This window comes from Puniceicoccaceae bacterium, assembly GCA_040224245.1.
Classification (GTDB): domain Bacteria; phylum Verrucomicrobiota; class Verrucomicrobiia; order Opitutales; family JAFGAQ01; genus JAKSBQ01.
This window is the reverse complement of sequence record JBEGIR010000074.1, coordinates 54,052-80,614: the sequence shown is the minus strand read 5'-3', so window position 1 is coordinate 80,614 and position 26,563 is coordinate 54,052. Positions and strand designations below refer to the sequence as shown.

Annotated in this window: 18 protein-coding genes; 8 read left to right on the top strand and 10 right to left on the bottom strand. The window is 54.0% G+C overall.

The window, feature by feature from the left end:
* Nucleotides 1-29: 29 nt before the first annotated feature.
* The 3 genes from ABQ298_12910 to ABQ298_12900 all read right to left on the bottom strand — a co-directional run bounded on the left by ABQ298_12910 (nucleotide 30) and on the right by ABQ298_12900 (nucleotide 4,156).
* Nucleotides 30-2,279: a polysaccharide biosynthesis tyrosine autokinase gene (locus ABQ298_12910; protein ID MEQ9825277.1), complete on the bottom strand. Its 2,250-nt coding sequence runs from the start codon at nucleotides 2,277-2,279 to the stop codon at nucleotides 30-32.
* Between the two features lie 25 nt (nucleotides 2,280-2,304).
* Nucleotides 2,305-2,913: a polysaccharide biosynthesis/export family protein gene (locus tag ABQ298_12905; GenBank protein ID MEQ9825276.1), complete on the bottom strand. Its 609-nt coding sequence runs from the start codon at nucleotides 2,911-2,913 to the stop codon at nucleotides 2,305-2,307.
* 103 nt (nucleotides 2,914-3,016) lie between these two features.
* Nucleotides 3,017-4,156 carry an outer membrane beta-barrel protein gene (locus tag ABQ298_12900; protein ID MEQ9825275.1) on the bottom strand — a complete coding sequence of 380 codons (1,140 nt, stop codon included), beginning with the start codon at nucleotides 4,154-4,156 and terminating at the stop codon, nucleotides 3,017-3,019.
* A gap of 149 nt (nucleotides 4,157-4,305) precedes the next feature.
* Here ABQ298_12900 and ABQ298_12895 point away from each other — a divergent pair, with 149 nt between their 5' ends.
* Nucleotides 4,306-6,000 (top strand): tetratricopeptide repeat protein, encoded by a 1,695-nt coding sequence (locus ABQ298_12895; GenBank protein ID MEQ9825274.1) that lies wholly within the window; start codon nucleotides 4,306-4,308, stop codon nucleotides 5,998-6,000.
* A 19-nt stretch (nucleotides 6,001-6,019) separates the two neighbouring features.
* Here ABQ298_12895 and ABQ298_12890 read toward each other — a convergent pair whose 3' ends face one another.
* The 3 genes from ABQ298_12890 to ABQ298_12880 are packed head-to-tail and all read right to left on the bottom strand — an operon-like array spanning nucleotide 6,020 to nucleotide 8,723.
* On the bottom strand, nucleotides 6,020-7,333 hold the full coding sequence (locus ABQ298_12890) for a transporter associated domain-containing protein (GenBank protein MEQ9825273.1): 1,314 nt from the start codon (nucleotides 7,331-7,333) through the stop codon (nucleotides 6,020-6,022).
* Nucleotides 7,334-7,354: 21 nt separating this feature from the next.
* A complete protein-coding gene (gene hisC, locus ABQ298_12885; GenBank protein MEQ9825272.1) occupies nucleotides 7,355-8,452 on the bottom strand; it encodes a histidinol-phosphate transaminase in 1,098 nt (365 codons plus the stop codon).
* A gap of 37 nt (nucleotides 8,453-8,489) precedes the next feature.
* Complete coding sequence (locus ABQ298_12880; GenBank protein ID MEQ9825271.1) at nucleotides 8,490-8,723, bottom strand: hypothetical protein; 234 nt, start codon at nucleotides 8,721-8,723, stop codon at nucleotides 8,490-8,492.
* Between the two features lie 226 nt (nucleotides 8,724-8,949).
* Here ABQ298_12880 and ABQ298_12875 point away from each other — a divergent pair, with 226 nt between their 5' ends.
* From ABQ298_12875 to ABQ298_12850, 6 genes are all read left to right on the top strand, one after another.
* Nucleotides 8,950-11,703, top strand: coding sequence for a 2-oxoglutarate dehydrogenase E1 component (locus ABQ298_12875; protein ID MEQ9825270.1), 2,754 nt, complete (start codon nucleotides 8,950-8,952; stop codon nucleotides 11,701-11,703).
* Nucleotides 11,704-11,730: 27 nt separating this feature from the next.
* A complete protein-coding gene (gene odhB, locus ABQ298_12870) occupies nucleotides 11,731-13,065 on the top strand; it encodes a 2-oxoglutarate dehydrogenase complex dihydrolipoyllysine-residue succinyltransferase (protein MEQ9825269.1) in 1,335 nt (444 codons plus the stop codon).
* A 24-nt stretch (nucleotides 13,066-13,089) separates the two neighbouring features.
* The gene (gene lpdA, locus ABQ298_12865; protein MEQ9825268.1) at nucleotides 13,090-14,505 is read left to right on the top strand and encodes a dihydrolipoyl dehydrogenase; all 1,416 of its coding nucleotides are present in this window, start codon (nucleotides 13,090-13,092) and stop codon (nucleotides 14,503-14,505) included.
* 130 nt (nucleotides 14,506-14,635) lie between these two features.
* A complete protein-coding gene (gene aroC / locus ABQ298_12860; protein MEQ9825267.1) occupies nucleotides 14,636-15,724 on the top strand; it encodes a chorismate synthase in 1,089 nt (362 codons plus the stop codon).
* A 42-nt stretch (nucleotides 15,725-15,766) separates the two neighbouring features.
* Nucleotides 15,767-16,540 (top strand): hypothetical protein, encoded by a 774-nt coding sequence (locus ABQ298_12855; GenBank protein ID MEQ9825266.1) that lies wholly within the window; start codon nucleotides 15,767-15,769, stop codon nucleotides 16,538-16,540.
* Between the two features lie 113 nt (nucleotides 16,541-16,653).
* Nucleotides 16,654-19,140, top strand: a complete 2,487-nt coding sequence (locus tag ABQ298_12850) for a carboxy terminal-processing peptidase (protein ID MEQ9825265.1) — start codon at nucleotides 16,654-16,656, stop codon at nucleotides 19,138-19,140.
* A 32-nt stretch (nucleotides 19,141-19,172) separates the two neighbouring features.
* On the opposite strand, the gene prmC is transcribed toward ABQ298_12850, so the two are convergent.
* From prmC to ABQ298_12830, 4 genes are all read right to left on the bottom strand, one after another.
* The gene (prmC, locus tag ABQ298_12845) at nucleotides 19,173-20,045 is read right to left on the bottom strand and encodes a peptide chain release factor N(5)-glutamine methyltransferase (GenBank protein MEQ9825264.1); all 873 of its coding nucleotides are present in this window, start codon (nucleotides 20,043-20,045) and stop codon (nucleotides 19,173-19,175) included.
* Nucleotides 20,046-20,564 (bottom strand): hypothetical protein, encoded by a 519-nt coding sequence (locus ABQ298_12840; GenBank protein ID MEQ9825263.1) that lies wholly within the window; start codon nucleotides 20,562-20,564, stop codon nucleotides 20,046-20,048.
* A gap of 175 nt (nucleotides 20,565-20,739) precedes the next feature.
* Entirely contained in the window at nucleotides 20,740-24,021 is a 3,282-nt protein-coding gene (locus tag ABQ298_12835) for a ribonucleoside-diphosphate reductase subunit alpha (protein ID MEQ9825262.1), read from the bottom strand.
* A gap of 141 nt (nucleotides 24,022-24,162) precedes the next feature.
* Nucleotides 24,163-25,254 carry a ribonucleotide-diphosphate reductase subunit beta gene (locus tag ABQ298_12830; GenBank protein ID MEQ9825261.1) on the bottom strand — a complete coding sequence of 364 codons (1,092 nt, stop codon included), beginning with the start codon at nucleotides 25,252-25,254 and terminating at the stop codon, nucleotides 24,163-24,165.
* Between the two features lie 397 nt (nucleotides 25,255-25,651).
* Here ABQ298_12830 and ABQ298_12825 point away from each other — a divergent pair, with 397 nt between their 5' ends.
* Nucleotides 25,652-26,551 carry an EamA family transporter gene (locus tag ABQ298_12825; GenBank protein ID MEQ9825260.1) on the top strand — a complete coding sequence of 300 codons (900 nt, stop codon included), beginning with the start codon at nucleotides 25,652-25,654 and terminating at the stop codon, nucleotides 26,549-26,551.
* Nucleotides 26,552-26,563 lie beyond the last annotated feature (12 nt).

The window sequence follows — 26,563 nt, the reverse complement described above, 5'->3', positions numbered from 1 at the left end:
CCCCACTATGAATCTCTCATCGGCACAGGTCAAGAAACCCGCTTTTTTCCGTAGGTGGTTTCGTACGCCTTATAATAATAATGCGAGTAGTAATAACTGGTAATCCGGTTCGGTACCGAATTGAGCACACTGCCCAAAATTGGGGTTTGTGTCTCCGCAATGCGCCGCACACTACCCTGAGCGGCACGCATTTTGACCGTGTTGTAGGAGATAACGTAGAGCACACCATCTGCATGGGTAAGCAGGTTCAAAGCATCGCTGACCGCACCAACAGGAGGAGAGTCAAGGATGATCTTGTCATAACGCTCACACAGGAGCGCCAGCATTTCCTCGAATCTTTTGCTGTTGAGGATTTGAATCGGGTTTCGGGATTCTCCATACAACGGAAGGATGTCCAGATTGTGCTCGTATCCCTTTACCAACAGTTCATCCACAGGGATTTCATCCTTAAAATGCTCGAGAAGTCCTTTTTCCCCTTCAATTTTGAGGAGTCGGGCCACATTGGGCAGGCGCAAATCACAATCGATCAAGAGGGTTCGGGAACCGTGCGCCGCAAACGACTGCGCGAGGTTCGCCGAAATGGTCGACTTGCCTTCACCCGGCACGGTACTGGTGACCAGGATTTTTTTTGCGTCCCGGCCTTCCTCGATGATCTGCAGACTGGAATAAAGTGAGCGAAACGATTCCGTAACATGATTGTTCTTCTGCGAGATCACCGCAATGGCACGTTCATGAAAATCCTTGTTGCCAAGGAATTTCGGAATCACCCCCATGATGGGAAGCCCCAGGGTTTCCTCAACATCAGACATGGTCTTGATGCGGTCATCAAAAAAAGCGAGCAGGAACACAAACCCAAATCCCAGTGCCACGCCGCCGACCAAACCCGCTGCCAGATTGAGCATGACTTTGGGAGAACTGGGTTCAATGGGTGGAGCCGCTCGGTCAATGATCTGCACATTGGCCTTCTGCCAACTGGTTTCAGCTTCGCGTTTGCTCAATTCCGAAGTGAGCGTCTGGTAGAAATTTTTCTCCACCTCGAGGTCGAGAAGGATGCTGTTATAGTCCGTCTTGATTTTGCTGATCTGGATCAGCTTCTGTTGCTGATCCGCAAGATTGCGTCGCGAATTCTCGTAGTTGGACTGTGCCTGCTCGTAGTCTGCCAGAATTTTGGCTTTCGCAGAATCCACCGCATAGCTTAGTTCGGCATCAATCTCCGCAAGACCGCGGATCGCCTCAATCATGCGCGGATGTTTTTCCCGGTAGCGTTCCTTCAGTGATGCGATTTCGTTGTTCTTGGTCGAGCGAACCGCCTGCAACTCCGCAACGAGCGGGTTGGATGCAATGAAAGAGAGATCCCACAAGGCCTTTCCATCCACCTCATGTTTTCGAATGACATCCACCTTGGTCTTGAGTTCGCTCAGGCGGTTCATGTCATTCGTCAAAATTTGATTCAGATGCTGGAGTTGCTGGGCTGCGATGTTTTCATCCTCATCCATGGAAACCGCCGCATGGCGTTCCTTATAATCAGCAGCCTGTAGTTCGATTGCCCTGACCTTTGTGCGTTGTTCTTCCGACTTGCGCTGCAGGTCCGCAACCGAGCGCCGTGCCTCTTCGAGGTTCAGGTTAATGTTGTACTTGCGGTACTCCTCGGCAAAATAATTGGCGATATTCGCAGAGATCTCGGGATCCGGGTGCGTATAAAGAATGTCTGCCACCAGACTCGCGCGTTGCGGTTTGATGCTCCTGTGGTTGAACAGGATCTTCTGCGTAAACAACGGCCCTTCCAAGGCGGGATCTTCGCCCTGATAGGGGGCGAGGAAACGCTCCCGCTCATTGCCCGTGAGCCGCGCATCCACTGCATCGATAATGGAGTTGCTCTCCATGATCTGGATCTGGGTGTTAAAGTCTTCCAAATTCGCAATGCGGCTGTTCTCGTCAACGACTGCAACCCCTGCCATCGGCCCTGCATCACTGCGCAATATGCGCACACGCACCCCGGAAGTGTATTCCTTGGTCTGAGTGAGCGTGTAGTAAGCGACTCCACCAAACACCAGCAGAAAAATGAAGATCAGATACCAGATGCGCTGACGAACGATGATGATGTAGTCCAACAGCGTCTTTTGTGGACCCGCATCATAGCCGCCGCCATAACCACCTGGACCATATCCGCCGTAGCCTCCCCCACCGCCGTAGTTTCCGGATCGGCCATAGCCAGGCCCATAGTTGCGTTTTGGGCCCCTTGAAGGAGGTGCACCGTCAGGGTTAGGATCCAGAGACATATAAAATTGGCTGGGTTGAGAAAGGTTAGAGAAAGCGCTCGGGAACAAAGACAATGTCGCCGTCCTGAAGAATGAAATCGGGTGCATCCTCTGAACTCATCATCCGATCCACATTGATTTCGATGACTCGTTTTTTACCATCCGTATCGGTTCGCGTGACCTGAACGGTGGTACGGCGCGCCAAACGCGTGAAACTACCCGCCTGCGAAATGGCCTCCACCAGTGACAATGCCTGGTCGGACGGAATTTCAATGGGTCCCGGTTGATTGACCTGACCGATCACATCCACCTTTCGCATGCGGTACTCCAGAACGAGCAGGTTGACCTGCGGATTCACCAGAAAGTCCTGATTGTAGAGTTCCTGGATCTGCTTGCGCGCTTCGTCGACCGAGAGTCCACCAACTTTAACCCGATTGATCAGTGGCAGAATGATCGATCCATCCGCCTCAATGCGAACCTGTTTATTGAGGTCAGGTTCCTGAAACACCATGACTTCGATCAAATCGGATGGTTTCAGACGGTAGTTGGACCGAACCGGCTCCTCAGCAGGGACGTCGGTGGCTTGTGCTATCGCATTATCACCCAAAGTCGAGAACCCGAGGACTGCGACAAGGAAAAGGTGCAAGTGATTCATGAGTGGGAGAAGCAATGACCTATAAAAAGGAAGGCGATACCTTGTAATGTCAAGCTATCGCCATTCCCATAAAGGCGTTTGCAGGCAGTTCACTGAAACAGCATCAATAGCGCAGGTTCACCGACATCATCAGTGTGTCCTTGGTGAAATCCAGCCCCGCCAGATTCGAGTCATTGTCCATCCACATGTATGCCGCTTCCACCGACATGAAATAGACTGGACTGTACATGAGTCCCACCTGCACGATGCGATAATCATCATCGCGCGATACGGATTCATAGGAGTCGGTTCCCACCACGGCCATTGCATTTGCGGAAAATGCTTCTGAGAAGCGATAATTTCCGACCAGTCCCACGCTCAGGTTATCAATAACTTCCCCTCCAAATCCCACAAGAAGGTCTTTTGAAAGCACCACATCAAGCGTCGATTTCATGCTGGCGGAATAGGTCAGCTTTGCATCCAATGCAAGTCCATCAACCGAATCTGCGCGGTCCACATCCGTGGTTTGAAAACCCACCTTGAGGTCCGCCACGAGTTTGGGTGTCAACTCACCGCGCAGGCCAAGGTTCACAAAATGAGAGCTGCGATCTCCGAAGACTGAGCCATCGACAGACGAATCCCGATACCGATATCCCAGACCGATATCCAGTTTTTCAGTCGCTGCGTAATACACGTTTACCGGAACACTGAAATCCGTGTAGTCCGAACCAAATTCCTCGCGGTTGGTATCCCGATACGAAATGCCACCCAAAAGCGAAGTTTTAGCCGATGCATCATATTCTGTCGAAAACCCCAGATCCGTAATTGCGGATTTGAGAACCACCCCGCGAAGTCCGCGACGATTCTCCGCCTGAGTCTCAATGTAGCTCGCTGAAGCGGTCGTGGTCGATTTTGCGGACTTGAACGTTGCCTCTGCTACGATGGCAGGCAATTCGGTATCAAATTCATCATAGTCCATGTATCGGCGGAGTCCATACGCTGCCGAAAGGACAAAGCTGGCTCCAGTGTCTGGACTACCCGCCACCAGTTCAAATCCGGGACGAATGTCAAACACCACATCATCCAATTCGTTGGTGTTGCTGTATGCCACATTCGAGTCCGCCGTGACGGATGCCGAACCGACGAAGTACAATGCAGCGTTGTCACTGAGAGTGAGCAAGGGTGAAGCAACACTAAGACTGCTTGCGCAGAGCGTCGATGACGCGATGAGGTGGAGGAGATTGCGGTGAGAGAGTTGGAACATAAGCGGAGATGTTAAGTTGTTGTGATAGGAAGGAATCTTAGAAATCTAAGCTGCCTACGGCTAAATTCAAGTAAAATTCTTGTTAAACAGAAACAAATCTTCATCCTGTGTCTCTTTGTTGCCCCCTGCATTGCCAGTCTGCCCGATCCATGCCCTCATCCAGTAAACCCCGCATTCGCCAACAGCGCCCGGTCCTGCTAGGTCTCGCGACCGTTTCTCGAATGTCGGACGGCACCACGCGCTTCCGTTTTGCCCTCGGCAAATTGTCAGTTTGCCTGTTGATCATCGGTATCCTTACATGGGTGTGCGTTTTTTCGGCAGCCTACTTTCATTTCAAGTTCCGGCGTGGTTACGCCGAAGCATCCTACCTGGAAACCCTGTTTTTTCCCTTCACTCATGCATCATTCCAGAAAAAGCGAGGTTACTACTACATTGAGGCCGCATTCGATTCCATGGAAAGCGGAGATTTGCGTGAAGCACTTCATTTGCTGCGTAACGGACTATTGCGTGTTCCGGATCACCTGATCGCCCGGAAAACCCTGTCAGAGTTTTACGAATTCGCCCTGAAGCGCCCCGAATTAGCGCTCAGCCTTGTCGTCGATGGAATCAAGTTTCTGCCAGGAGTGGATGAAACGGCTCGCGATGCCTACCTGCAACACCTGTTTGCTCTTGCAAACCGAAACGAATTCGATGCCGCAGTCATCGAAGCAGGGCAGCGCATTCTCCAGCATGAGGACCTTCAACTCTCCCGATCCATGCGCGCGCTCGTGAGTTATCAAATCGCAGCGGCCCATCGAAACCTTGGCGACACGGAGACAACCCGCCACTGGTTGCAGCAGCATCAGCTGCTTCAGTTTGCAGAAGGCCGGGCACTGCAGGCTCAGTTGCTCGCAGATGAGGGAAAGATCAGTGATAGCATCGCTCTGCTGCAATCCCATCTCGATACCTTTCACGAAAACACGCAACTGCACGAAAAACTCATCGAACTGCTGGTGGAATCAAACCAGCCCGAACGCGCACGACGGTTCGCCTTGGTTTATGCGCTCGAACATCGCGAGAACTTCCGTGCGCAGCTCACCCACCTTCGGCTGCAGTACCAGCATTCCGACCCAATGAATCCGCCAGCTCGCATGCATAACTGGATCGATGAATACTTCGCCCAATTCCACGACGACGCTGAAGCGATGCGACAGCTGGCGATCCTGACATCCCGTTTTGGAGATGTTCCCCAAACCGAACGAGCAGTCGCCGCACACGCTCAGCTCTCACCTCAATTCCCACAACACCTGAGCCAATTCATCCTGATCGAAGCGCGTTTGCGCAGTCGCGACTATGCCGGAACGCTCGGAGCGCTGGAGGCACTGGAATCGACTTACCGCACCGAACTGGAAGAGTCCCCCGATTCGCACTCCATTTTGCTGAGTCTCAAAGCTGCAGCCTATCAGGGCACAGGAGATGCGTTCCGTGCACGACAATCGCTCGATGCGCTCCTGAGCTTGCCCTCCGTCGGACCCGACCGCTACCTCGCGGTCGCTCAGCTTTTTCTGGAGCTGGGGAACCCTGAAACCGCGAGACAGATTGCTGAGCACTGCCTGCAGAAGCATCCGTCCAATTCGTCCCTGCGGGAAACACTCATCACCCTCTACCTGCAGCAAAGGGATGCTCCCGCACTTCTCGAACTACTTCGCCAGGAGATGGACAAGCGACGTCTGCCCAATCAGCAGCTGGTCAAATCCTATCGATTGCTCTCATCGGATCGATTCCAGCATCTCAACGGTCGCGATCAGATTCTCGCAAAGATTAAACGCAACTTCCCCGCAGGCTTTCTCGTTCACGACCTCTGACTCAGACCCTTCTCACTTGTTAAATTTCCGGAAAATCCGGCAAGGACAATACCCGGACCGTTGTTGAAATCACGCGGGTTTCATCCGTCTCCTTCACAATGATCTGGAGCGGGCCGATTTCGATCTGCTCACCCGCTGACGGAATTCTTCCCAAATGATGCGTGATCAGTCCGCCAAACGAAGAAACGTCATCGTTTTCGAGATCGTCCACCCCCAACTGGTCCTCCACCTCATAGAGAGGCGTCAGTCCCGAAATTTTGTAGAAATCTTTCTTCAGCGGCACGATCATGTGATCCTCCTTGTCGAACTCATCCTGAATCTCACCCACAAGTTCCTCCAGAATGCGTTCCAGCGTCAGCACCCCAAGGATGCCGCCAAACTCATCCTCGACAAGCGCCATGTGAACCCGTTTGGTCAGCAGAACCTGCAGAATTTTGTCCAGCGGCTCATCTTGCCCGACCCGAAGGATCGGACGCATGATTTTGCGCAGGTCGAGTCCGCCCAATGGTTTGCGGAAGCGAAAGATGTCTTTGATGTGGATGAGCCCTTCGCAGTGATCCAGATCCCCCACGCACAATGGAAATCGAGTATGGCCGGTCTTTCGCGCCAACTCGAGGTTTGCTTCAATGGGTTCATTGAGATCAAACAACTGCACCTGATTGCGCGGCAACAAGATATCGTAGACGGAAATTGAGTTCAGCTCGAGTGCTCTTGAGGCGATTTTTTCAGTCACTGGCGTAAAGACCACATCCCGACGACCGGTTGCCAGGATCTGAAAATCCCGGTCGAGCGGAGCGGGCGGGGCGGGTGGTACGATTCCCATCCAGGCCAGCAGGCGCACTCCCAGTTTGATGCCCCCACGCACCGGGCCGAGCAACCACACCATGAGCATCACATAAACAGTTGCCCACCGAATCAGCCCCATCGGCAGGCGACTTCCCACCGCAGCTGGTACGATTTTGAGCATCGCTGCCTGCAACACCGCGCTCAAGCCCAGAAGCAACGCAAGGTAGATCCAGGTTGAGGGGTTCACCATGTTGTTCAATCCTGCCGACAACAGCATTGCCAGTCCACCTACCCAGGCGACGCTCGCAACCGAAATCGCAACCGCAATCATGACTGGCCCTAAGGTGTTCTCGTAGCGTTTTGCACTGTCGACAATCGAAAACAACAGTTTCAGGTATTGCCGTTCATGCTCCGTATCCTCCCGCAAGTCGCGATAGCGAAACTCCAGCAAATACGCTTTGATTGCCTCCACCAGAAAACCGTAGAGGTACAAGAACATCCAGACGATCATCAAGATCAGTCCGTGCGAAACAAGATCACTGTTCACCTCGAAATCCTGTTGGCGAATTCATGTTCCACGCGCGAGATCCGAAATTGCGTTGAGGAATTGATCATTTTCTCGTGATGAGCCTACCGAAACCCGAATCATTCCGTCCAGAGAAAAAGGCTGCATCGAGCGCACAATCACACCTTTTTTCAACAATGCCCCGCAGACGCCTGACGCATCAGCAACACGCACCAGAATGAAATTGGCCGATCCTGTCTCAACCTCATATCCAAGAGACTGCAATCCGTTCTTCAACTGTTCCGTGCCCTGATGGTTCACGTCGCGGGAGCGTTTTACAAACTCCTCATCATCCAGTGCCGCAAGCGCCCCCGCCAAGGCAAGGGAATTCACACTGAAGGGCTGCCGGGTTCGCTTGAGCAGGTTGATGATCCACTCCGGCGCCATGCCATAGCCCACACGCAGGCCCGCGAGGCCATAGATTTTGGAAAACGTGCGCGTCTCAACGATCGGTCGTCCATCACGGATCAACTCCGAAAGGTTCCACGGTTGCTCCAGGTATTCCCCATATGCAGCATCAAAGCAAAACAGAACATGCTCTGGCAGCGCATGGATGAACTCCAAAAGCTCTTCGCGATTCACTGCATGTGGTGTCGGATTGTTCGGACTTGCCAAAAAGATCAACCGGGTCTGTTCATCAATCGCATCCAGCATCGCCCCAAGATCGTGCCGCAATGCGGGCATCGGCACTGTCCGCACCTCAGCCCCGAAATGACGGGTCACGAGCGGATACACCACAAAGGGGAATTCGCCCATTACCGCGTTGGTACCCGGCTCCAGGAAGGCCTGTGCCAGCAATTCCAGAATTTCGTTTGACCCATTCCCGATCACAAACTGCGCAGCATCGAGCGCATACTCTCGCGCCAGTCGTTGCGTCAGCTCCCATGCCCCACCATCCGGATAACGGTGCAGTTCCTTCACCGCATCCCGCACCGCTGCCATCGCTGCAGGGGATGGCCCGAGCGGGTTTTCATTGGAGGCGAGTTTTACGATGGATGCAGGATCAAGTCCATACTCCCGTGCCACCAGATCAATCGGCAAACCTGCCTGGTATAGCGGAGTGTTCTCAACACCTTTTCGAAAAGCGACCGTAGTCTTCATAGGATGCAGGCAGCACGGCTACCCAAAAACCGAAACCCTAGGACGGCTCCGGCAGATTGTCGACAAAGAACCTTGCCTTTTCGTAGCTGCGCTTCGCCAGGAAATGACGAAGCTCCCCCGGTAACCCCAGTCCAGTATCGGCGGCAATCGAGTCGAGTCGATCCAGCGCAGCCAGATAACTGTCGAGCTTGCCTTTCGGACCCTCGACTGCGCCTTGCAGCAGATCCCGCAGTTCCCGCCTGAATTCCGATTCGTTCAAAGAAGATGCCATGGTATTGCAATTCCAACTCGTCTTGCATACGGTGAAATGCATCAATTTCAACCTCGCATTAACGAATTCGGAATGTGCGCATACCCCGCTTCAAACAACCTGTCCTTATAATCCAACTCCTTCTCATCACGACTTTTAACATTCCGAAACCCCAACCCATGAAACTTGTTTTTTCGACAAATCCATAGTAGGACTTTGCTAACGATTATTGTGTAAGGCACGGCCAATGAAAAACCTTTCTTTCGCGAACCGGTGGAATGCAGACCTGATTGACGCCAATTACGCCAAGTGGCAATCCGGTGAACACGACCTCGATCCCTTGTGGCAGGCATTTTTTGAGGGATTTGAACTGGCGGGTGCCCGCAATGGCTCATCCCCAACTCCAACTCCGTCCGGAGGAGATGACGCTGTAGCCTACCGAAAATACAAAATCCAGGCCCGTGCCATCGGTGCGGTGTTTGCCTACCGCTCCCGCGGACATACCCAGGCAACCATCAATCCGCTCATGATCGAGTTGCCCATCAACCCGCGACTCGCACTCGACCGTCTCGGGTTTGCACCGGAAGATTTGCCGGAGGTGATCCATACCGGCAACTATCTCGGTGGGCTGAATGTCACGGTTCAGGAACTCATTGATCGCCTGCGATTCACCTACTGCGGCAACATCGGTGTGGAATACGTTCACATTCAGGATGCGCGCAAGCGTCGCTGGCTGCAGTCCCGGATCGAACCCAATGATTTTCATCACCAATTCTCGGAACCCGAACAGGTGCGCATCCTGCAAAAGATTATCGAGGCAGAGCAGTTTGAGTCCTACCTGCACAAGAACTTTGTGGGACAAAAACGCTTTTCGCTCGAAGGGGGAGAGACGCTGATTGCCGCACTGGATACCATCGCACAGCACTGCCCACGATTCCCGGTTGACGAGATTGTTATGGGCATGGCCCACCGCGGCCGCCTGAATGTGCTGGCTAATTTTGTCGGCAAATCGCACCAGACCATACTCACCGAATTTTCCGAACACCACATCGCCGGTGACTTTCAGGGAGACGGAGATGTCAAGTACCACCTGGGTTACGACAACACCCTGACTACCGAAAGCGGACATGAGGTCACGATCCGACTGTCCGCCAACCCCAGCCACCTTGAGGCCGTCAATCCGGTCGTCGAAGGTCGTGCACGCGCCCGACAGCGCATCATTGGTGACCTCGAGCGCAAGCGCGTGCTGCCAATCCTGATCCACGGGGATGCCGCCATCGCCGGGCAGGGTATTGTTGCCGAAGTTCTCAATTTTTCCCAGCTCAAGGGGTACCGCACGGGTGGCACAATCCACATCGTCGTTAACAATCAGATCGGTTTCACCACCGATCCAGTTGATGCGCGCTCGAGTCACTACTGCACCGATGTCGCCAAAATGATCGAGGCCCCCGTCTTCCACGTCAATGGGGATGACGCGCTTGCCGTTGCCCACGTGAGCAAGATTGCGCTCGAATATCGACAGGAGTTTGCCTGCGATGTCTTCATCGACATGGTCTGCTACCGCCGGCATGGCCACAATGAAGCCGATGAACCCGCCTTCACCCAGCCAACGCTCTACCGTAAAATCGCTTCCATGCCCCTCATTTCCGAGGGCCTGAGCAAGCAGCTCATCGATCAGGGAGCGCTGACGGCTGAGCAGATCGACTCGATCAAAAACGACTACACCGCACGGCTCGACGAAGCCAAGCAATTGGCATCTTCAGCCGAACACGAAGAGGCAGAGGTTAAGATCGCCACCTTCGCAGGATCGACCGCAGAGTTTCAACCGCCCTACACGTTCCACAATGTAGAAACCGGAGTCGAAGCTGACCGGCTGAAGCGCGTCGCCCGCATTCTTACGCAGATTCCCGATGGATTGGATGCCAATCCAAAAATTGCCCGATTGCTCAAGACCCGTTGGGGAAAGTTTGAAAGTGGCACGGGAATCGACTGGGCATTTGCCGAGCAACTGGCATGGGGGACGCTCCTGGAAGAGGGAACCCCTGTTCGCATTTCCGGACAGGACGTCGAGCGTGGCACCTTCAGCCACCGGCACTGCGTTCTGGTGGACTCCCAAACCAAGGACAAGTACATCCCGCTCAACCACCTTTCAAATGAACAGGCACAGTTCTGTGTGCACAATTCCCTGTTGTCGGAGGCCGCTGTCTTGGGATTTGATTTTGGGTATTCCCTCGAATATCCGAAGATGCTCTGCATCTGGGAGGCGCAGTTTGGTGACTTTGCCAATGGCGCACAAGTGATCATCGATCAATTCATTACCAGCAGTGAATCCAAGTGGGGAAGGGTCAGTGGACTCGTAATGCTGTTGCCTCATGGCTATGAGGGACAGGGGCCTGAGCATTCGTCCGCACGCCTCGAACGCTATCTGCAGGCTTGCGCGGAGAACAACATCCAGGTCTGCAACATCACCACGCCCGCTCAATATTTCCACGTGCTGCGCCGCCAGATGAAGCGTCCTTTCCGCAAACCGCTCATCATCATGGCACCGAAGAGCCTGCTTCGCCACCCAGCTGCGGTCAGCGATGTTTCAGAGTTCACCGAGGGAGGGTTTCAGAGCATTCTCCCAGACCCACAACCCGGCTCCAAAATTGACCGTGTGATCCTCTGCTCGGGAAAAATCTATTACGATATTCTGGAGCACCGGGAATCCGCCGGATGTGACAACGCCGCAGTTCTTCGCATCGAACAGTTCTACCCGCTCAACCGGGATTTGCTCAAGGAAACCGTCGAATCTTACGGAAGTGATTTGAAGATTGTCTATTGTCAGGAGGAGTCGGCAAACATGGGTGCGTGGAGTTTTCTGGCACCACAATTCGAATCCATGTTTGGAACCAAGCCCTACTACTGTGGACGCGATGCAAGCACATCTCCTGCCACTGGTTTTTCAAAGGTACACAAGCTCGAACAAAAGCAAATTGTCACCCATGCGTTTGAAATCTAGGGTTCACCCTGCCTCTTATATTTTACCATGCAACACGAAGTAAAAATCCCCAGTTTGGGAGAATCCATCGTCTCCGGCATTCTCACGCAGTGGAACTGCAAGGATGGCGACACTGTCCAGAAGGGTGACATGCTCTACGAACTGGAAACCGACAAAATCACATCGGAGGGAACTGCAGAAATTTCAGGCGTGATCGAGCTGCTCGTGGAGGCTGATTCCGAGGTTAAAATTGGCCAGGTTGTCGCACGCATCACAGAATCTGAGGAATCGAAGTCCGATGCTTCGGCTGAAGACAAACCCACATCGAAGCCCTCAACTCCTTCGCAGGGCACCGATACCCAAGCCGAGGACTCCGAAGACAGCTCTTCCGCAAAGAAGGATGACTCGGAAAAACCATCGGATGAGCGCTACCCGCCTTCGGTCGAACGCATTGCGGCGAGTTCGGGCATCGATCCCTCAACCGTCAAGGGTACTGGCAAGGCTGGGCGCGTCACCAAGGCTGACATGCTCAAGGCACAGGAAGCACAGGAGCAGTCCACGGATGCAGAGAAAACGGAAGCGGCACCACAACAGGAATCAGATGCGTCGCCAGCCGCTACTTCGACCAATACTACCGACACTGCACCTGCTCAACGCGCTGCTACAGCCACAACTGGATCGGAAGCTCGCAGCACGCGCAAGCGCATGAGTCCCATCCGGCGCAAGATCGCAGAACGTTTGGTGTCGGTGAAGAATGAAGCTGCCATACTCACAACCTTCAATGAGGTCGACATGAGCGCCGTGATGCAACTGCGCAAGCAAATGCAGGAGGAATTTGTCGCGGCCCACGGAGTGAAGCTTGGGTTCATGTCCTTTTTTGTGAAGGCGGCTGTCAGTGCGCTCAAGGCAGTTCCCGGTATCAATGCCCAGATCGACGGGGATGAAGTTGTCACTCACCACTACTACGATATCGGCGTCGCTGTCGGCACCGAGCGAGGTCTGGTAGTTCCCGTTCTTCGCGGATGCGACGCCCTCGGTTTTGCAGAGGTTGAGCAACAGCTTGCCGAATATGCACAGCGGGCGAAGCAGGGTAAAATCAATATTGAGGACATGCAGGGCGGAGTGTTTACCATCTCCAACGGAGGCGTGTACGGTTCCTTGCTCTCCACTCCGATCATCAACCCGCCTCAGAGTGGAATTCTCGGCATGCACAGCATACAGGAGCGCCCGGTAGCGATCAATGGAGAGGTGAAAATCCGTCCGATGATGTACCTCGCTCTGTCCTATGATCACAGGATTGTGGACGGCAAGGAAGCAGTCACCTTCCTGATTCACATCAAAAAGGCCATTGAAAACCCAAGCCGTCTGTTGTTCGGGATCTAAGCGTATCGAGAGGGTTTATTTGTCATGAGTGAAAGCAAACAGGAGTTTGACCTGACTGTCATTGGATCGGGTCCCGGAGGATATGTGGCTGCCATTCGCGCTGCTCAACTGGGGTTGAAGACCGCCCTCATTGAGAAAGACCCTTACCTGGGTGGCACCTGCCTCAATGTGGGCTGCATTCCGAGCAAAGCGTTACTGCATTCCACCGAGCAACTGTCCTTTGCGCAGCATCAGGCCAGCGCACACGGGATTCGATTCGAAAGTGTGAGCATGGATCTTTCCGTGCTTCAGGATCGTCGCAAATCCGTCATCGAATCCATGCGCGGCGGAGTGAAGCAGTTTGTGCAAGGGCGCAAGATCGAGCACATTCAGGGGCATGCAAGCCTCACCGCTCCGGGAAAAATTCGCGTGTTTCAGAAAGATGATGCACGGGATATCCATACACGATACACGCTGATCGCAACTGGTTCCGCACCCGTATCGCTGCCGTTTCTTCCGCTTGATGGTGAGCACATCGTCAGCAGTACCGAAGCACTGGCCTTTCATGAGGTGCCGGAATCCCTGATCGTCGTGGGTGCGGGTGCGATCGGGCTGGAGCTTGGTTCCGTCTGGAACCGCCTTGGCAGTAAGGTAACTGTGGTGGAGTTTCTTCCACGCATTGCCGCTGGCAACGATGAGGATCTTGCTCGGGCAGCCGAACGCATTTTCAAAAAACAGGGCCTGAACATTCTGACGGATACCCGGATCACCGAGGGCGTGATCGCAGGAGATGTGGTATCGCTACGTGCCGAAAAGGATGGCACAGAACTCATGCTGGAAGCGAGCAAGGTATTGGTGGCCGTAGGTCGCAAAGCCTATACTGAAGGCCTTGGACTCGATACGGTTGGCATCGAACTCGATGAGCGCGGACGCATCCCGACCAACTCCCATTTTGAAACCCGTGTCTCGGGAATCTTTGCCATCGGCGATGTGATTGCGGGTCCCATGCTGGCTCACAAGGCTGAAGAAGAGGGTGTTGCGGTGGCCGAATACCTGGCAACTGGCCATGGCCATGTGGCACACGACCTCATTCCCGGGGTCATCTATACCGATCCCGAATTGGCCTCGGTGGGACTCACCGAAGCCGCTGCCCGCGAGCAGCACGGCGACGAGATTCGTGTGGGCAAGTTTAACGTTGGTGCCAATGGACGCGCCATCGCCAGTGATCATGCACATGGCCTGGTGAAAATCATCGCACATGCCAGGACCGACCGCATTCTGGGGGTTCACATTCTCGCGCACCAGGCTTCCGAAATGATTGCCGCAGCCGTCGCTCACATGGAATATGGCGGTAGTGCCGAAGACCTGGCCCGCACGGTTCATGCACATCCGACGATCTCCGAATCCATCAAGGAGGCTGCTCTAGCGGTCGATGGACGCGCCATTCATGCGCTTCGCTGAGCTGTCACCGAGCACCCGGCAGGCAAACTAGGGGTTGACGCTCTCGGAACGCTCGATTCAAATGCGGCTGAGTGCGGAGTCCGCTGCCCATTCGCAGCGTCGATCCGTCCACTGCAGAAATCACAGCATCATGGGAAGTTCATTCGGAAAACTCTTTACAATCTCCACTTGGGGAGAAAGCCACGGTGGCAGCATCGGTGTCGTCATTGATGGTTGCCCGCCCCGAATTCCGATTGACCTCGCATTTCTTCAGGCTGAACTGGATCGCAGGCGTCCGGGACAAAGCAAGATCACTACCCAGCGCAAGGAACCCGACACCGCCACGGTTGTTTCAGGCATCTGGGAAGGAAAGAGCACTGGCACTCCCATCGCCATCTACGTGTCCAATACAGATGCAAGGCCCAACGCCTACGACGAAATGCGCGACAAGTTTCGCCCGTCTCACGCCGATTTCACCTATCAATCAAAGTATGGCATCCGCAACCACGAAGGAGGCGGACGTTCCTCCGCGCGGGAAACCATCGCACGAGTTGCGGCAGGTGCCATCGCCAAGCAGGTGCTTGCGACCCTCGCTGGAGTCGAAATCCGTGCCTATGTCAGCAGCATTGCCGATATCGATCTGCCACATCCGGAGTCCCTCCCATTTCCCACACTTGAGCAGGTGGAGGCCAACATCGTGCGCTGCCCCGATGCCGCTATTGCCGAGCGCATGATCGAAGCGATCAAGGCCGCACGCTCCGATGGTGACTCCGTGGGAGGGCGTATCCTGTGCCGCATGCGGGGAATGCCAGTCGGGCTGGGCGACCCGGTCTTCGATCGCTTTGAGGCTGATCTCGCCAAAGCAATGCTTTCGATTCCAGCGACCAAGGGCTTCGAGATTGGAAGCGGATTTGCCGGTTCCCGCATGCGCGGTTCCACTCACAATGACCTTCCCACCGTCGAAGACGGCAACGTGCACACGATCACCAACCGCTCCGGTGGCGTGCAGGGCGGCATCACCAATGGAGAAGAGATCTACTTTTCAACTGCGTTCAAACCCACCGCAACCATCCTGCGTCCCCAGGCCACTGTGGATCTGCAGGGAAACCCGGCTGAGTTGATTGGCAAAGGGCGCCATGATCCTTGCGTGGTTCCGCGTGCTGTGGTCATTGTCGAGGCAATGGCCGCTCTGGTGGCACTCGATCACCTGTTGCGCCACCGTGCGCTCTCTCACCTCTAAGGTCAGTTTGAAGTTCTCACGTTTTTGTCCGATAATTGCATCATGAATCCGTCAGAACCGGAGCTTACAAGTGACCTTTTTGTCGTGCTGGGGGTCGCCAACGATCAGCGATTCGAGATCGTTTTCCAAATGGCGTCCTACCTGATCTTTCACGGTGAGAGCGTCGAACTTTGGCATCACGAATCCGAAGCCCTGCCTGACTGCCCGGCTCTGGCCCAGCTGCTCAACAAAGGCATGCAAACGTCGACATGGTCACTCGAAACGGAGTCCTGCGCGTTTGCGAAAGCTCCCATCGCACGTCCGGGGGTAACTGCGCTCTTCCTCGCCCACGGAACCCTTCACCTTGTCGACATGCTTGAAACCCTTGCCTACTGGGTTCCCAGCTCAGGGTTTGCACTGCAACGCATTACCACATGGGTCGACTGCTACAAAGTCTCGCAATGCAGTCGCACCCGAAAATGGTACGAGTGCTGTTTTCATTTTTCGGATCTGGTGATCCTGGACGAATTCAAATCCCTGCCCGTCTCATGGCTCAAGGAATACAAGGCCTTTTTCAAAAGGGAATCCTACCCGTGCATCATTGAAAACACGCGCAAGGGTCGCTTGCACGATATGTTGCTGGTCATGGATAATCAGGTGCGTCGCATCGCTCAGGTCTTTGAAAAGCCCGACGAGCTAGTGTTTGCACTCAACGATGAGGAAGAGGACGACGACGAGGAGGATGAGCTGCCCGATCTTAGCCAACCGCAAAATGAACCGTATTTTGAACGATTGATCGATGGAAGGAGATCTAAGCTCGTGCCCGACCCGGAATAGTCCGCTCTTTCGGAATTGCTCTGGAATCGAAATCAACCTGACTCAAGCCAAATTCCAAGGTCTTCTTCCATTTTTTGACAATCACCGCAATTTCACCACAATCCCACCGCAGTATGCTCAACCGCTTTCGAATCCATTTTCTTCTGCTGACACTATCGTGTGCGGCTGTATCGCCCATTTCTGCTGAAGTCCCGCTGGAGACCAGTTTTCAGATGAAGGCGGAAATCAAGGATATGCGCATGGCCATGGAGCGCCTGCATTTCACGCAGAAGGTGCTCACACAGGAGGATTATGAGGCCCTCATCCCTCAGTATATGGAGCGTCTGGATTTCAATTATCTTTATTTTCTCAGTTCCGACGAGTGGCTCTGGACGCAGCGTTTTGGTCGCACGCTCAAAAACAACTATCTCGACAAAAACGAACTCTATCCCGCGTTCTACATCTTCAATACCTTTGAAAAACGAGTGGCCGAACGCCTCGACTGGACTCGTACCTTTCTCGAGGGTGAGATCGATGTGTTTGGAAGTGGAGACTACATCACCGACCTGGAAAATCGCACCTGGCCCAAGACCCGCGAAGAGGCAGATGAGCTGTGGACTCGCCGCATTCGCCACGAAATTTTATCGGAAATCATTCCAAAGATTCGCGAGGAGCTGGAGGAGCAATTTGGGGACGAGCCAGTACCACAACTCACAAGAGAACAGTATGACGAGCACATCAGTGCCGAGCAGCATCAGGAGTGGATTGTCGACGCAAAGCAAAAAATTCTCGAGCGCTATGAGCGCTGGTTGCAGCGCATCGGCGAAACCAAACCAGCTGAAGTGCAAGAGGATTTTCTGACCGAACTCGCACAGCGCTACGACCCACACTCCAATTTTATGTCGCCCGACACGTCCGAAGATTTCGGAATTTCGATCAGCAATGAACTCATCGGTATCGGTGCCGTGCTCAGCGACGACAACGGTTTCTGCAAGATTTTGGAACTGATTGATGGCGGTCCTGCCGCAAAATCCGGAGAAATCAAGGAGGGAGATACCATCATCGGAGTTGCTCAGGGGCGTGGGGAATTCGAAGATGTGGTCGGCAAGCGCCTGCGTGACATCGTGCGCCTGATTCGGGGCAAGGAGGATTCACTCGTGCGCCTGCGAATCCGTTCCGAGACGAGCGTTGAGGACAAGGTTGTGCCCATCACCCGCAAGCGCATCAAGCTTGAGGAAAAGCTGGCTTCTGCCGAGCTGCATCAAGTTCCCGCAGGCGACACGACGCTGTCCATCGGGGTCATCAAACTTCCCAATTTTTACGGTCCCACTCACGGCAATCCGCATTCCACCCGCGCCCGTGATGATGTCGATCTGTTGATTTCTCGCCTGAAGGAGCAGGGAGTCGAAGGCATTGTGCTGGATCTGCGCAACAACGGCGGGGGTCTGCTGGACGAAGCCATCAATGTCACCGGTCTCTTCATCACGACTGGACCCGTCGTCAAGGTGAAAAACCGTGCTGGTGATGTGGATGTCAGCCGTGACTATGACCCCAAAATATCATGGGAAGGCCCCCTGGCGGTGCTGACTTCGCGCTACAGTGCATCCGCTTCCGAAATCGTTGCAGGCGCCCTCCAGTTCTACCGTCGCGCGCTGGTGATCGGAGATGAATCCACGCACGGGAAGGGAACCGTACAATCCACCTTTACCTTGCCGATTTCTGTCTATGACATGATGGGGAGGGACAACCGCTTCATCCGCCCCAACTTGCTGGAGCGCGTTGGTCGGCTGATCCCGACAACTTCGTCCTCTTCGTCGATGCCTTCCATGGCGAAAATCACGATTGCCAAATACTACCTGCCCGATGGCTCATCCACTCAGCTGCGCGGGGTGGTTTCAGATATCAATTTACCCAGTGTGGCAGAGTTGCTCCCCATCCGGGAATCTGACCTAGACAATCCGATGACCTGGGACCAGATCGAGGAACTTCCCATCGAATCGGAGCTTCTGGTCTCAAACGCCTATCCCTACCTGCAGGATTCCATTGTAGGGCTTCTCGCGGATCGCAGCCAGCAGCGCAGGGAGCTTCTTGAGGAATTCCAATATCTCGATGCAACCATTTCGAGCTTCAAGTCGCGCTACGACCGGAAATCCATCCCTATCGGGCTTCTCGACCGCATCAACCTGCTCAACGCCGACGATCAACTCATCGACCAGTTGGAAGCACGTCAGGATGAACTCGAAGGGTTCACATTTGCACACCTCGCCATCCCTCTAAAGGATCCCGAGCCGATGCCAGAACCCCCCGCAGAAACTGAAGTTGAAAATGAAACCGGAGCGTCGGATTCTCCTCAGCTCGCTGCCAATGTGGATTCTAATGATTCCGTTGAACTCGATGCGGATGCGAAGGATGATGATGAAGAGGAAGACGAGGACAAAAAGGGGTTTGATATCCATCTGCGGGAAAGCATGCGCATCGTGAGCGACTGGATTCTGCTTGAAAAGCACATCGACACCTCTGAAAACCGCCAGATTGCCATTCATTCGGACAATGCGCCCACGCTGAATCACATTCTGGGAGAACTGAATCCGGCCGGCGATCCCCTTCGCTCTACACGATAAGTAGCGCGTGTTAGCTGGGGGCTTGGCTCCTCTCAGCCCATTTCCAATCGAACAAATCGATGGCGATGGTTGAGGTCCTTGAAACATTCGAGACGTGGTTCCTGTCCAAGCTCACGCGCAAATGATCGAATCGCGGACTCCTGACTGCACCCCGTCTCCAGGAATATGACTCCATTTTTCCGAAGGAACTTCGGTGCTTCCGTAAGCAGTACCTCAATCGCCTCGAGTCCACTGGGACCTGAAGCCAGCGCACGATGGGGTTCAAATTTCCCAACTTCGGGTTCCAGGGTCTCCAGTTCGTGATCTGCAAGATAAGGAGGATTGCTGACGATCAGATCATACACGCCCGTCACGCCTTGAAACCAATGGCTCTGCAGACAATGGATCTTCTGCTGCAAAGCAAGCCGTTCGATATTCTCACGAGCCAATGTCAATGTGGTTTCGCTCAAGTCCGTAGCCATGACCTCGGCATCCGGAAAGGCGCGGGCAAGGGCGCAGGCGATCGCACCGGTGCCTGTTCCAAGGTCAAGGATGCGCTCGGGTTTCGCACGCTTGTCAAAATGTGCAAGGATCAGTTCCACCAGCTCTTCGGTCTCCGGCCTCGGAATCAATGCACGGGGGTCCGTCTTCAGCGTAAAATCCATAAACGAGGTGGACCCGATCAGATACTGCAGGGGTTCGCGGTTTGCCCGTTTTTTCAGTAGCGGACGCAAGGATGCCAATGTCGATTCCGGTAGCGGACGTTCAAAGTCGAGATACAGCTGCATTCGCTTGCATTCGAGCACATGCGAAAGCAAAAGCTCCGCATCCAGACGCGCATTCTCAATGCCATGCTTCTGAAAATAGGTCGTTGTCTTGTCGAGAATGCTGAGAACCGTTTCCATGCGTTGCCTACTTTGGTCCATTCAACGATGATGCGCAATGATTTCACCCAGAAGTGAGATCAGATCCTGTCGAAGCGTTTCTGGATCCACACGGCTCTCTGGTCCGACATATTTGATCTGTTCAACCTGTGAAATCAGGTGCTGCAAGGTTGCCGTATTCCAGCCGGGGGAGCTACCAAGCAGGTCAAGTTCCTGATGAATTTCCTCAAGAGTCGGACTGGATTTTTTGACGTACGCCATTTCGATGAGATATTCCTGCAGGATCGACCAGAGTGCATCAATATCCGCAGCTTGCGTCGCGGAGTCTTTTTGTGCTCTGGCCCGCCGAACGAGACGCTGCATGCGGTAGACAGATCGAGGTTTTCTGGCAAAGGACCCCTGCTTCCAGCAGCGTATGCAAAACCAGCAACCCCATGCCAGCAAGGCAACAAATGCAATCCCGCCGAGCGTCCAGAACACCGCTGGCCACAGGTTCACGACCGGTTCAGGCGGGACTGGGCCGGAGATGGGTTCGAGTTCGACGCTGTCAAATGCATTCATGCCAGCTCATGGGCGAGTTATAGGCTTGAGCATAACCACGCTCACGGGATTTCCCATTCAAAAAACAGGAATTTCTCACTGGGACTTCACTCATGGCCCTATGACCAGTCTGCCCGTCCCGAACAAAGGTCGGGACGGGCAGAGATTAAGCAAAAGTCATCCTACCGGATGCAGCTTACTGGCAGGCCTCACACTCACCACCGTTGAGCATGGCATCCAGCGAACACGCAGCGCGTTCCTCTTCGGAAAATTTGCGCACAGGTTCGGTGGCCGGAATGCTCGCTGCCGCGTCTCCGGGCATGCGCACACCCGCTTTTTTCACGGATACGGTCGCTTTTTCAATGTTCGATGCGCCGAGCGTGCGCAAGTAGTAGGTCGTCTTCAGCCCCTTGTGCCACGCAGCACGATACATGTGCGAAAGCGTCTTGAGATCCGGTTCCGCAAGGAACAGATTTACCGACTGGGCCTGATCGATCCACTTCTGGCGGCGGGCTGCTGCGTCGATCAGGTAATTGTAGTTCACTCCAAATGCGGTTTTGTAGCGACGCTTGATCGTATCCGGGATGCCCTCGATATTTTCAAGTTCACCATCAAAATACTTGAGCATGTCACGCACCTCCCGGGTCCAGAGTCCCAGTGCTTTCAAATCACGAACGAGAAACGCGTTGAGCACGATGAACTCACCCGAAAGATTGCTCTTCACAAAGAGGTTCTTGTAGGTCGGTTCAATGCAGGGCGTGGATCCCATGATGTTCGAAATGGTCGCTGTCGGTGCGATGGCGAGCACATTGCTGTTGCGCATGCCCTGTTTGCGGATTTTCGCACGAAGCGGCTCCCAGTCCATCCTCGCACCCAGCGGTACATCAATCGCCTCTCCACGCTCGGAACCCAACAGTTCGATCGTATCCTGCGGCAACAGTCCACGGTCCCATTTGGAACCTTCATAGGTGGAGTAGCGTCCACGTTCCTTGGCAAGATCGGACGAAGCTTCGTAGGCGAAGTAGGCAATTGCCTCCTGAAATTCGTCATTGAATTCCACGGCCTCCTCACTTTCAAAGGGGATTCCCTTACGGTAGAGACAGTTTTGCAGCCCCATGACGCCCAATCCGATCGGGCGGTGGCGCATGTTGGAAGCACGCGCAGCTTCGGTCGGATAAAAGTTGATATCGATCACATTATCAAGTGCACGAACCGCAACGCGAACAGTCTCACGCAGCTTCTCAAGATCCAAGTTGCCCTGTGCATCAAGGTGTGAGTCGAGCACAACCGAGCCGAGGTTACAGACTGCGGTTTCATCCGCATCGGTGTTCAGCGTGATTTCCGTGCAGAGATTCGAACTGTGAATGACTCCCACATGATCCTGTGGGGAACGAATGTTGCAGGCATCCTTGAAAGTGAACCATGGGTGCCCGGTTTCAAAGATCATCTGCAGCATCTTTTTCCACAAATCGATGGCCTTGATGCGCTGTCCGCCGATCTTTCCTTCATCCAGGAGTTTTTCATACTCCAGGTAGCGCTTTTCAAACGCCTTGCCGTAAAGGTCATGTAGATCGGGCACTTCATTGGAATGGAAAAGAGTCCACTCTTCACGCGCCTCCATGCGCTTCATGAACAGATCCGGTATCCAGTTTGCCGTGTTCATGTCGTGCGTGCGTCGGCGGTCATCACCGGTGTTGCGCCGCAATTCCAGGAAGTCATAGATGTCGTTATGCCAGGTCTCGAGATAGGCACAACCCGAGCCTCGACGTTTGCCTCCCTGATTGACCGCAACCAACTGGTCGTTGTGCAGTTTCAGGAATGGTATGACGCCCTGGCTCTCACCGTTGGTTCCCCGAATGTGGGAACCTGTTCCACGAACGGATGTCCAGCTGCCTCCGAGACCGCCCGCCCATTTCGAAAGAAACGCATTTTCCGCGATGCCGCGATACATGATCGACTCAATACTGTCGTCCACCTTGTAGAGGTAACACGACGACAACTGGCTGCGAGGTGTTCCCGAGTTGAACAGGGTCGGTGTTGAGGAGCAGAATCGACGGCTCTTGTAGAGGTTGTAGAGCTCAATGATAGCGGGTTCGCTGGGTTGCTTCTCGTGCTCCCCAACAAACAGTCCCATTGCCACCCGCATCCAGAAAAACTGCGGAGTTTCGATGCGACGATGATTTCTGGAGTCCGTCTTGTCCACAATCAGATAGCGGTCGTAGAGGGTCTGCACCCCCAGATAATCAAAATCCATGTCCGCTGAAGGATCGAGCGCATCGGCCAGCTGGTCGAGGTCGTAGGCAAGCAATTTTTCGCTCAGGCGATCCAGCTCCACACCCCGCTTTAGATAGCTGCGAAACTGCTCGCGATGCGCGGATTTGAGCGTGGAAATTCCATCCCGCTCGATGGACCAGTCGAGCACTTCCTCATAAATGAACGTTTCGAGCATGCGGCCAGCGAATTTGGAGAAATCAGCGTCCCGCTCGATCAGGGTTTTCGAATTCAACAGCAGGGTTTTGCGTAGGTCGGATTCGGACATTTCCGCATGCATGGAGCGGCGGAGTTCCGTCTCGATTTCATCGCGGCTCAGTTCGAGTTCCAGTCCCATTGTCGCATAATCAATGCGCTTGCGCAGGTCGTGACCGTCCCAGAAATACGTGGAACCATCCGCACGTTTGACAACCACCATGGCATCCTGCCGATCATCCTGTTCCACTTCGAGTTCCTGCCGCAAGCTCGCGCGGTGTGCCCGGTACAGGATGTAGGCCTCGGCAACCTTGAAGTGCCCCTGGCGCATCAGCTCCTCCTGCACAAAGTCCTGCACTTCTTCGATGTAGATGCGGTTGACACCTTTCTCCTGTACCCGGTCAGCAACGCCCTGGGCGATCTGTTCGGCGGGGCTGGAATCTTTCTCAAGCGAGAGAAACGCCTTGCGCACAGCGACTTCGATCTTGTTCACATCCCAGGGAACCATCTGTCCGTTGCGCCGGATCACCTGCACATGCAACATCGCCGGATCATTGTCGAGGTTGTGCAACTCCCGCCCCACAACCAGGCTCTTTGCCACATCGTGCGCGTGGTTTTCGATGAGGGCACGCTCGATCAGCAAATCGATTTCGCGGGTGCTGAATACACACTCCTCTTCCTTGATGGCCTGTCGCGTGATGCGTTCGGTCACCACCTGGGCAATGGTGGCGACAAAGCGCCGGTTTTTTTCTGTGAAAATTTCACTTTCGTCCCGGGACAAGAGCAAATTGGTCAGGGCGTTGCCAATGGTGTCAGCAATGTCTGTAAGGTCATACACCTGTTCCCCTTCATCGGAACGGATGGTGATGGAACGCAGAGCCTCCGGATCGGTTTCGGAAAGCAGCTTGGGTGAAAAGACTTCCTTCCAGTTGAATCTGGGTTTTTGGTCGCGAGGAATGGAGGTGTAGCGCTTGAGCGCGATATCTTCTTCGACAGGCAGGTTTTTGATCATGGCAAAACAGGTTTTTGGTTCGAAGAGGCTTCTTTTCCGCTCAAAGAGTGAGCCGTCCAGAAAGTCCTCAACGACCAGGGAGATTCAGGTATTTGACGATTGGATTCGAGAGTGGTGGGACCGCTTTACCGGAAGTGTGGATCAGAGTTCATCATCATCGACCACATTCAGGGAAGACGCTTTGCGATATTCGGTCACACGCCCCTCAAAGAAATTTTGCTCCTTATTGATGTCCATCATCTCGGCCAGCCAGGGCAGCGGATTTCCCACTCCCGGATTCAACGGCTCGAGTCCAACCCCCTCCAGGCGGCGGTCAGCGATGAAGTCAATGTACGTCAGGAAATCGTCTGCCTTAAGGCCCAGCGCATCTACAGGCAGGCAGTCGCGAATGAACTCTTTCTCCAGCCGGATGGCTTCCGCCATCAGGTTGCGCAGGGAGGTCTTGAACTCAGAGGTCCAGATGTCGGGATTTTCACTCACCAGATCAACCAGCAAGGTGCGGAACAGCTCGATATGGTTGGACTCATCCCGAAGCGTGTAGCGGAACATCTGTCCGATGCCCGGGAACTTATTCTGCCGGTAGAGCGACAACACCATGCCAAACAATCCATAAAACTGCGTGCCTTCCATGCACTGCCCAAAAAGAAACACATTGGTGGCGAGTGCCTGCTTGTTCTCCGTCTGAGTGAGGTCCAGATCCCGGCGCAGTGACCGGGAATTGGATACGACAAAGTTATTCTTCTTCACAATCGTCGGGATGTCCTCAAACATGGCCTCACACTCGTGGGGGTTGAGTCCAAGCGAACTGATCATGTAGACCAGGCTGTCAGCGTGGATGTTTTCCTCGTGTGCGTGGCGACCCAGCACGAGCTTGAGTTCGGGTGCGGTGACCACTTCCCGCACGACGTGGATAATGTTGTCTCCAACAATGCCTTCGGCAGCTGAGAAATACCCGATCCCCATTTTGATGATCCACCGGTCAATATCCGATATGCTGCCATCCGAAGAGCGCCACTGCTCACAGTCCCGCTGCATCGGGATGTCTTCCGGCTCCCAATGATTGGACTTCATGGTTTTGTAAAGATCGTAAGCCCATTGGTACTTCAGCGGAAGGATGTTGAAATACATGGTGTCCTTGCCATTGATGACGCGTTTGGATTCGTAGGCGCGCTCCGCCTTCTGCTTGTCGAGTTCGAAGGTTCTTCCTCCAACTTCAATCGTGATGGTTTCCATGGGCAAATTCTCTAAAAAAGGTGATTCTAACGTAGGGATGACGGTTGTGAAAGGGTAACATCAGAGGACCCAAAACACAAGATATGGTAGCAAAACATCATAAGAACCCAATATATTGTGTCAACGAGGTCAAAAAGTTTTCCTAAACAAATCCATAAGCCACTGAAATAGAAAGAAATAATCAGGCCGAATTCCCGACACGAAGACAAGCGCAAGATATTGGAAGTTATTAACGATGTCCGGATGCGGCACGGGGAACCGATTGCAGCAACCTGATCAATGCCTTGTTCCCATTGATTCAACATCCCGAAATGCTCCATCATCCCCAATCCTGCATTCCGATTGCCGCCAAAAAAGAAATCGCAAGGTCACCGGGCATGCGTCATGAGTGGGCCACATGAACTGGCTTTACCTGGGCATGGCATCGGGATTGATTCTCGGTGCCTACGATCTGCTGAAGAAACAATCCGTGCGCGGCAACGCCGTGCTCCCGGTTCTGCTGATCTCAAACCTCACCTGCGCGGCGCTCTGGCTTCCCCTGGTCATCTGGTCGGCACTGCATCCCGCCTCGATTCCAGTCAGCGCCCTGGTCGTGGAAGCACCCACTTTTCTGGAGCATGGTTTTCTGCTCATCAAGGCCTGCATCGTCGGCATTTCCTGGCTCTGCGGATATTTTGCAATGAAGCACCTGCCCATCAGCATCGCGAGTGTGATCGGAGCCACACGTCCTCTCTACACCCTGGTGGGTGCGCTATTGCTGTTTCACGAAAGTCCCAACACACAACAATGGCTGGGTATCGCAATCACCCTGATCTTTTTCTTCGCCCTGGCGCGCGTCGGTCGCCGCGAAGGCATTCACTTTCACAACAATCGCTGGATCTGGCTGATCATCGCCGCCACGATTGCCGGTGCGGGTTCGGGTCTGTGGGACAAGTTTCTGCTCTCAACCCGGGGAATGAAGGTATCCACTGTTCAGTCGTGGTTTTCGATCTATCTCGTGCTGTTCATGCTGATCCCGTTTTGGGGTTGGCTCAAGAACTGGTGGCCCCGCACCCGTTTTGAATGGCGCTGGTCCATCCCTGCCATCGGCATCGCCCTGCTCGCCGCCGATTTCAGTTATTTCAGTGCGCTCACTCAGGAAGATGCCATGATTTCGGTGATCTCGTGCCTGCGCCGCTCCGCTGTGGTCGTCACGTTTGCGGTTGGCACATACCTGTATCGGGAACAACAGTTCTGGCGTAAGCTGCCCTGCGTAATAGGCATTCTGGCGGGTATCCTGCTCATCCTGTTCAGCTGATCGTGCAGGCGA

Coding starts and splice junctions, on each gene's coding strand:
- ABQ298_12910 (MEQ9825277.1), bottom strand. CDS start 2,279: ATGTCTCTGGATCCTAACCCTGACGGTGCACCTCCTTCAAGGGGCCCA.
- ABQ298_12905 (MEQ9825276.1), bottom strand. CDS start 2,913: ATGAATCACTTGCACCTTTTCCTTGTCGCAGTCCTCGGGTTCTCGACT.
- ABQ298_12900 (MEQ9825275.1), bottom strand. CDS start 4,156: ATGTTCCAACTCTCTCACCGCAATCTCCTCCACCTCATCGCGTCATCG.
- ABQ298_12895 (MEQ9825274.1), top strand. CDS start 4,306: ATGCCCTCATCCAGTAAACCCCGCATTCGCCAACAGCGCCCGGTCCTG.
- hisC (MEQ9825272.1), bottom strand. CDS start 8,452: ATGAAGACTACGGTCGCTTTTCGAAAAGGTGTTGAGAACACTCCGCTA.
- ABQ298_12880 (MEQ9825271.1), bottom strand. CDS start 8,723: ATGGCATCTTCTTTGAACGAATCGGAATTCAGGCGGGAACTGCGGGAT.
- ABQ298_12875 (MEQ9825270.1), top strand. CDS start 8,950: ATGAAAAACCTTTCTTTCGCGAACCGGTGGAATGCAGACCTGATTGAC.
- odhB (MEQ9825269.1), top strand. CDS start 11,731: ATGCAACACGAAGTAAAAATCCCCAGTTTGGGAGAATCCATCGTCTCC.
- lpdA (MEQ9825268.1), top strand. CDS start 13,090: ATGAGTGAAAGCAAACAGGAGTTTGACCTGACTGTCATTGGATCGGGT.
- aroC (MEQ9825267.1), top strand. CDS start 14,636: ATGGGAAGTTCATTCGGAAAACTCTTTACAATCTCCACTTGGGGAGAA.
- ABQ298_12855 (MEQ9825266.1), top strand. CDS start 15,767: ATGAATCCGTCAGAACCGGAGCTTACAAGTGACCTTTTTGTCGTGCTG.
- ABQ298_12850 (MEQ9825265.1), top strand. CDS start 16,654: ATGCTCAACCGCTTTCGAATCCATTTTCTTCTGCTGACACTATCGTGT.
- prmC (MEQ9825264.1), bottom strand. CDS start 20,045: ATGGACCAAAGTAGGCAACGCATGGAAACGGTTCTCAGCATTCTCGAC.
- ABQ298_12840 (MEQ9825263.1), bottom strand. CDS start 20,564: ATGAATGCATTTGACAGCGTCGAACTCGAACCCATCTCCGGCCCAGTC.
- ABQ298_12835 (MEQ9825262.1), bottom strand. CDS start 24,021: ATGATCAAAAACCTGCCTGTCGAAGAAGATATCGCGCTCAAGCGCTAC.
- ABQ298_12830 (MEQ9825261.1), bottom strand. CDS start 25,254: ATGGAAACCATCACGATTGAAGTTGGAGGAAGAACCTTCGAACTCGAC.
- ABQ298_12825 (MEQ9825260.1), top strand. CDS start 25,652: ATGAACTGGCTTTACCTGGGCATGGCATCGGGATTGATTCTCGGTGCC.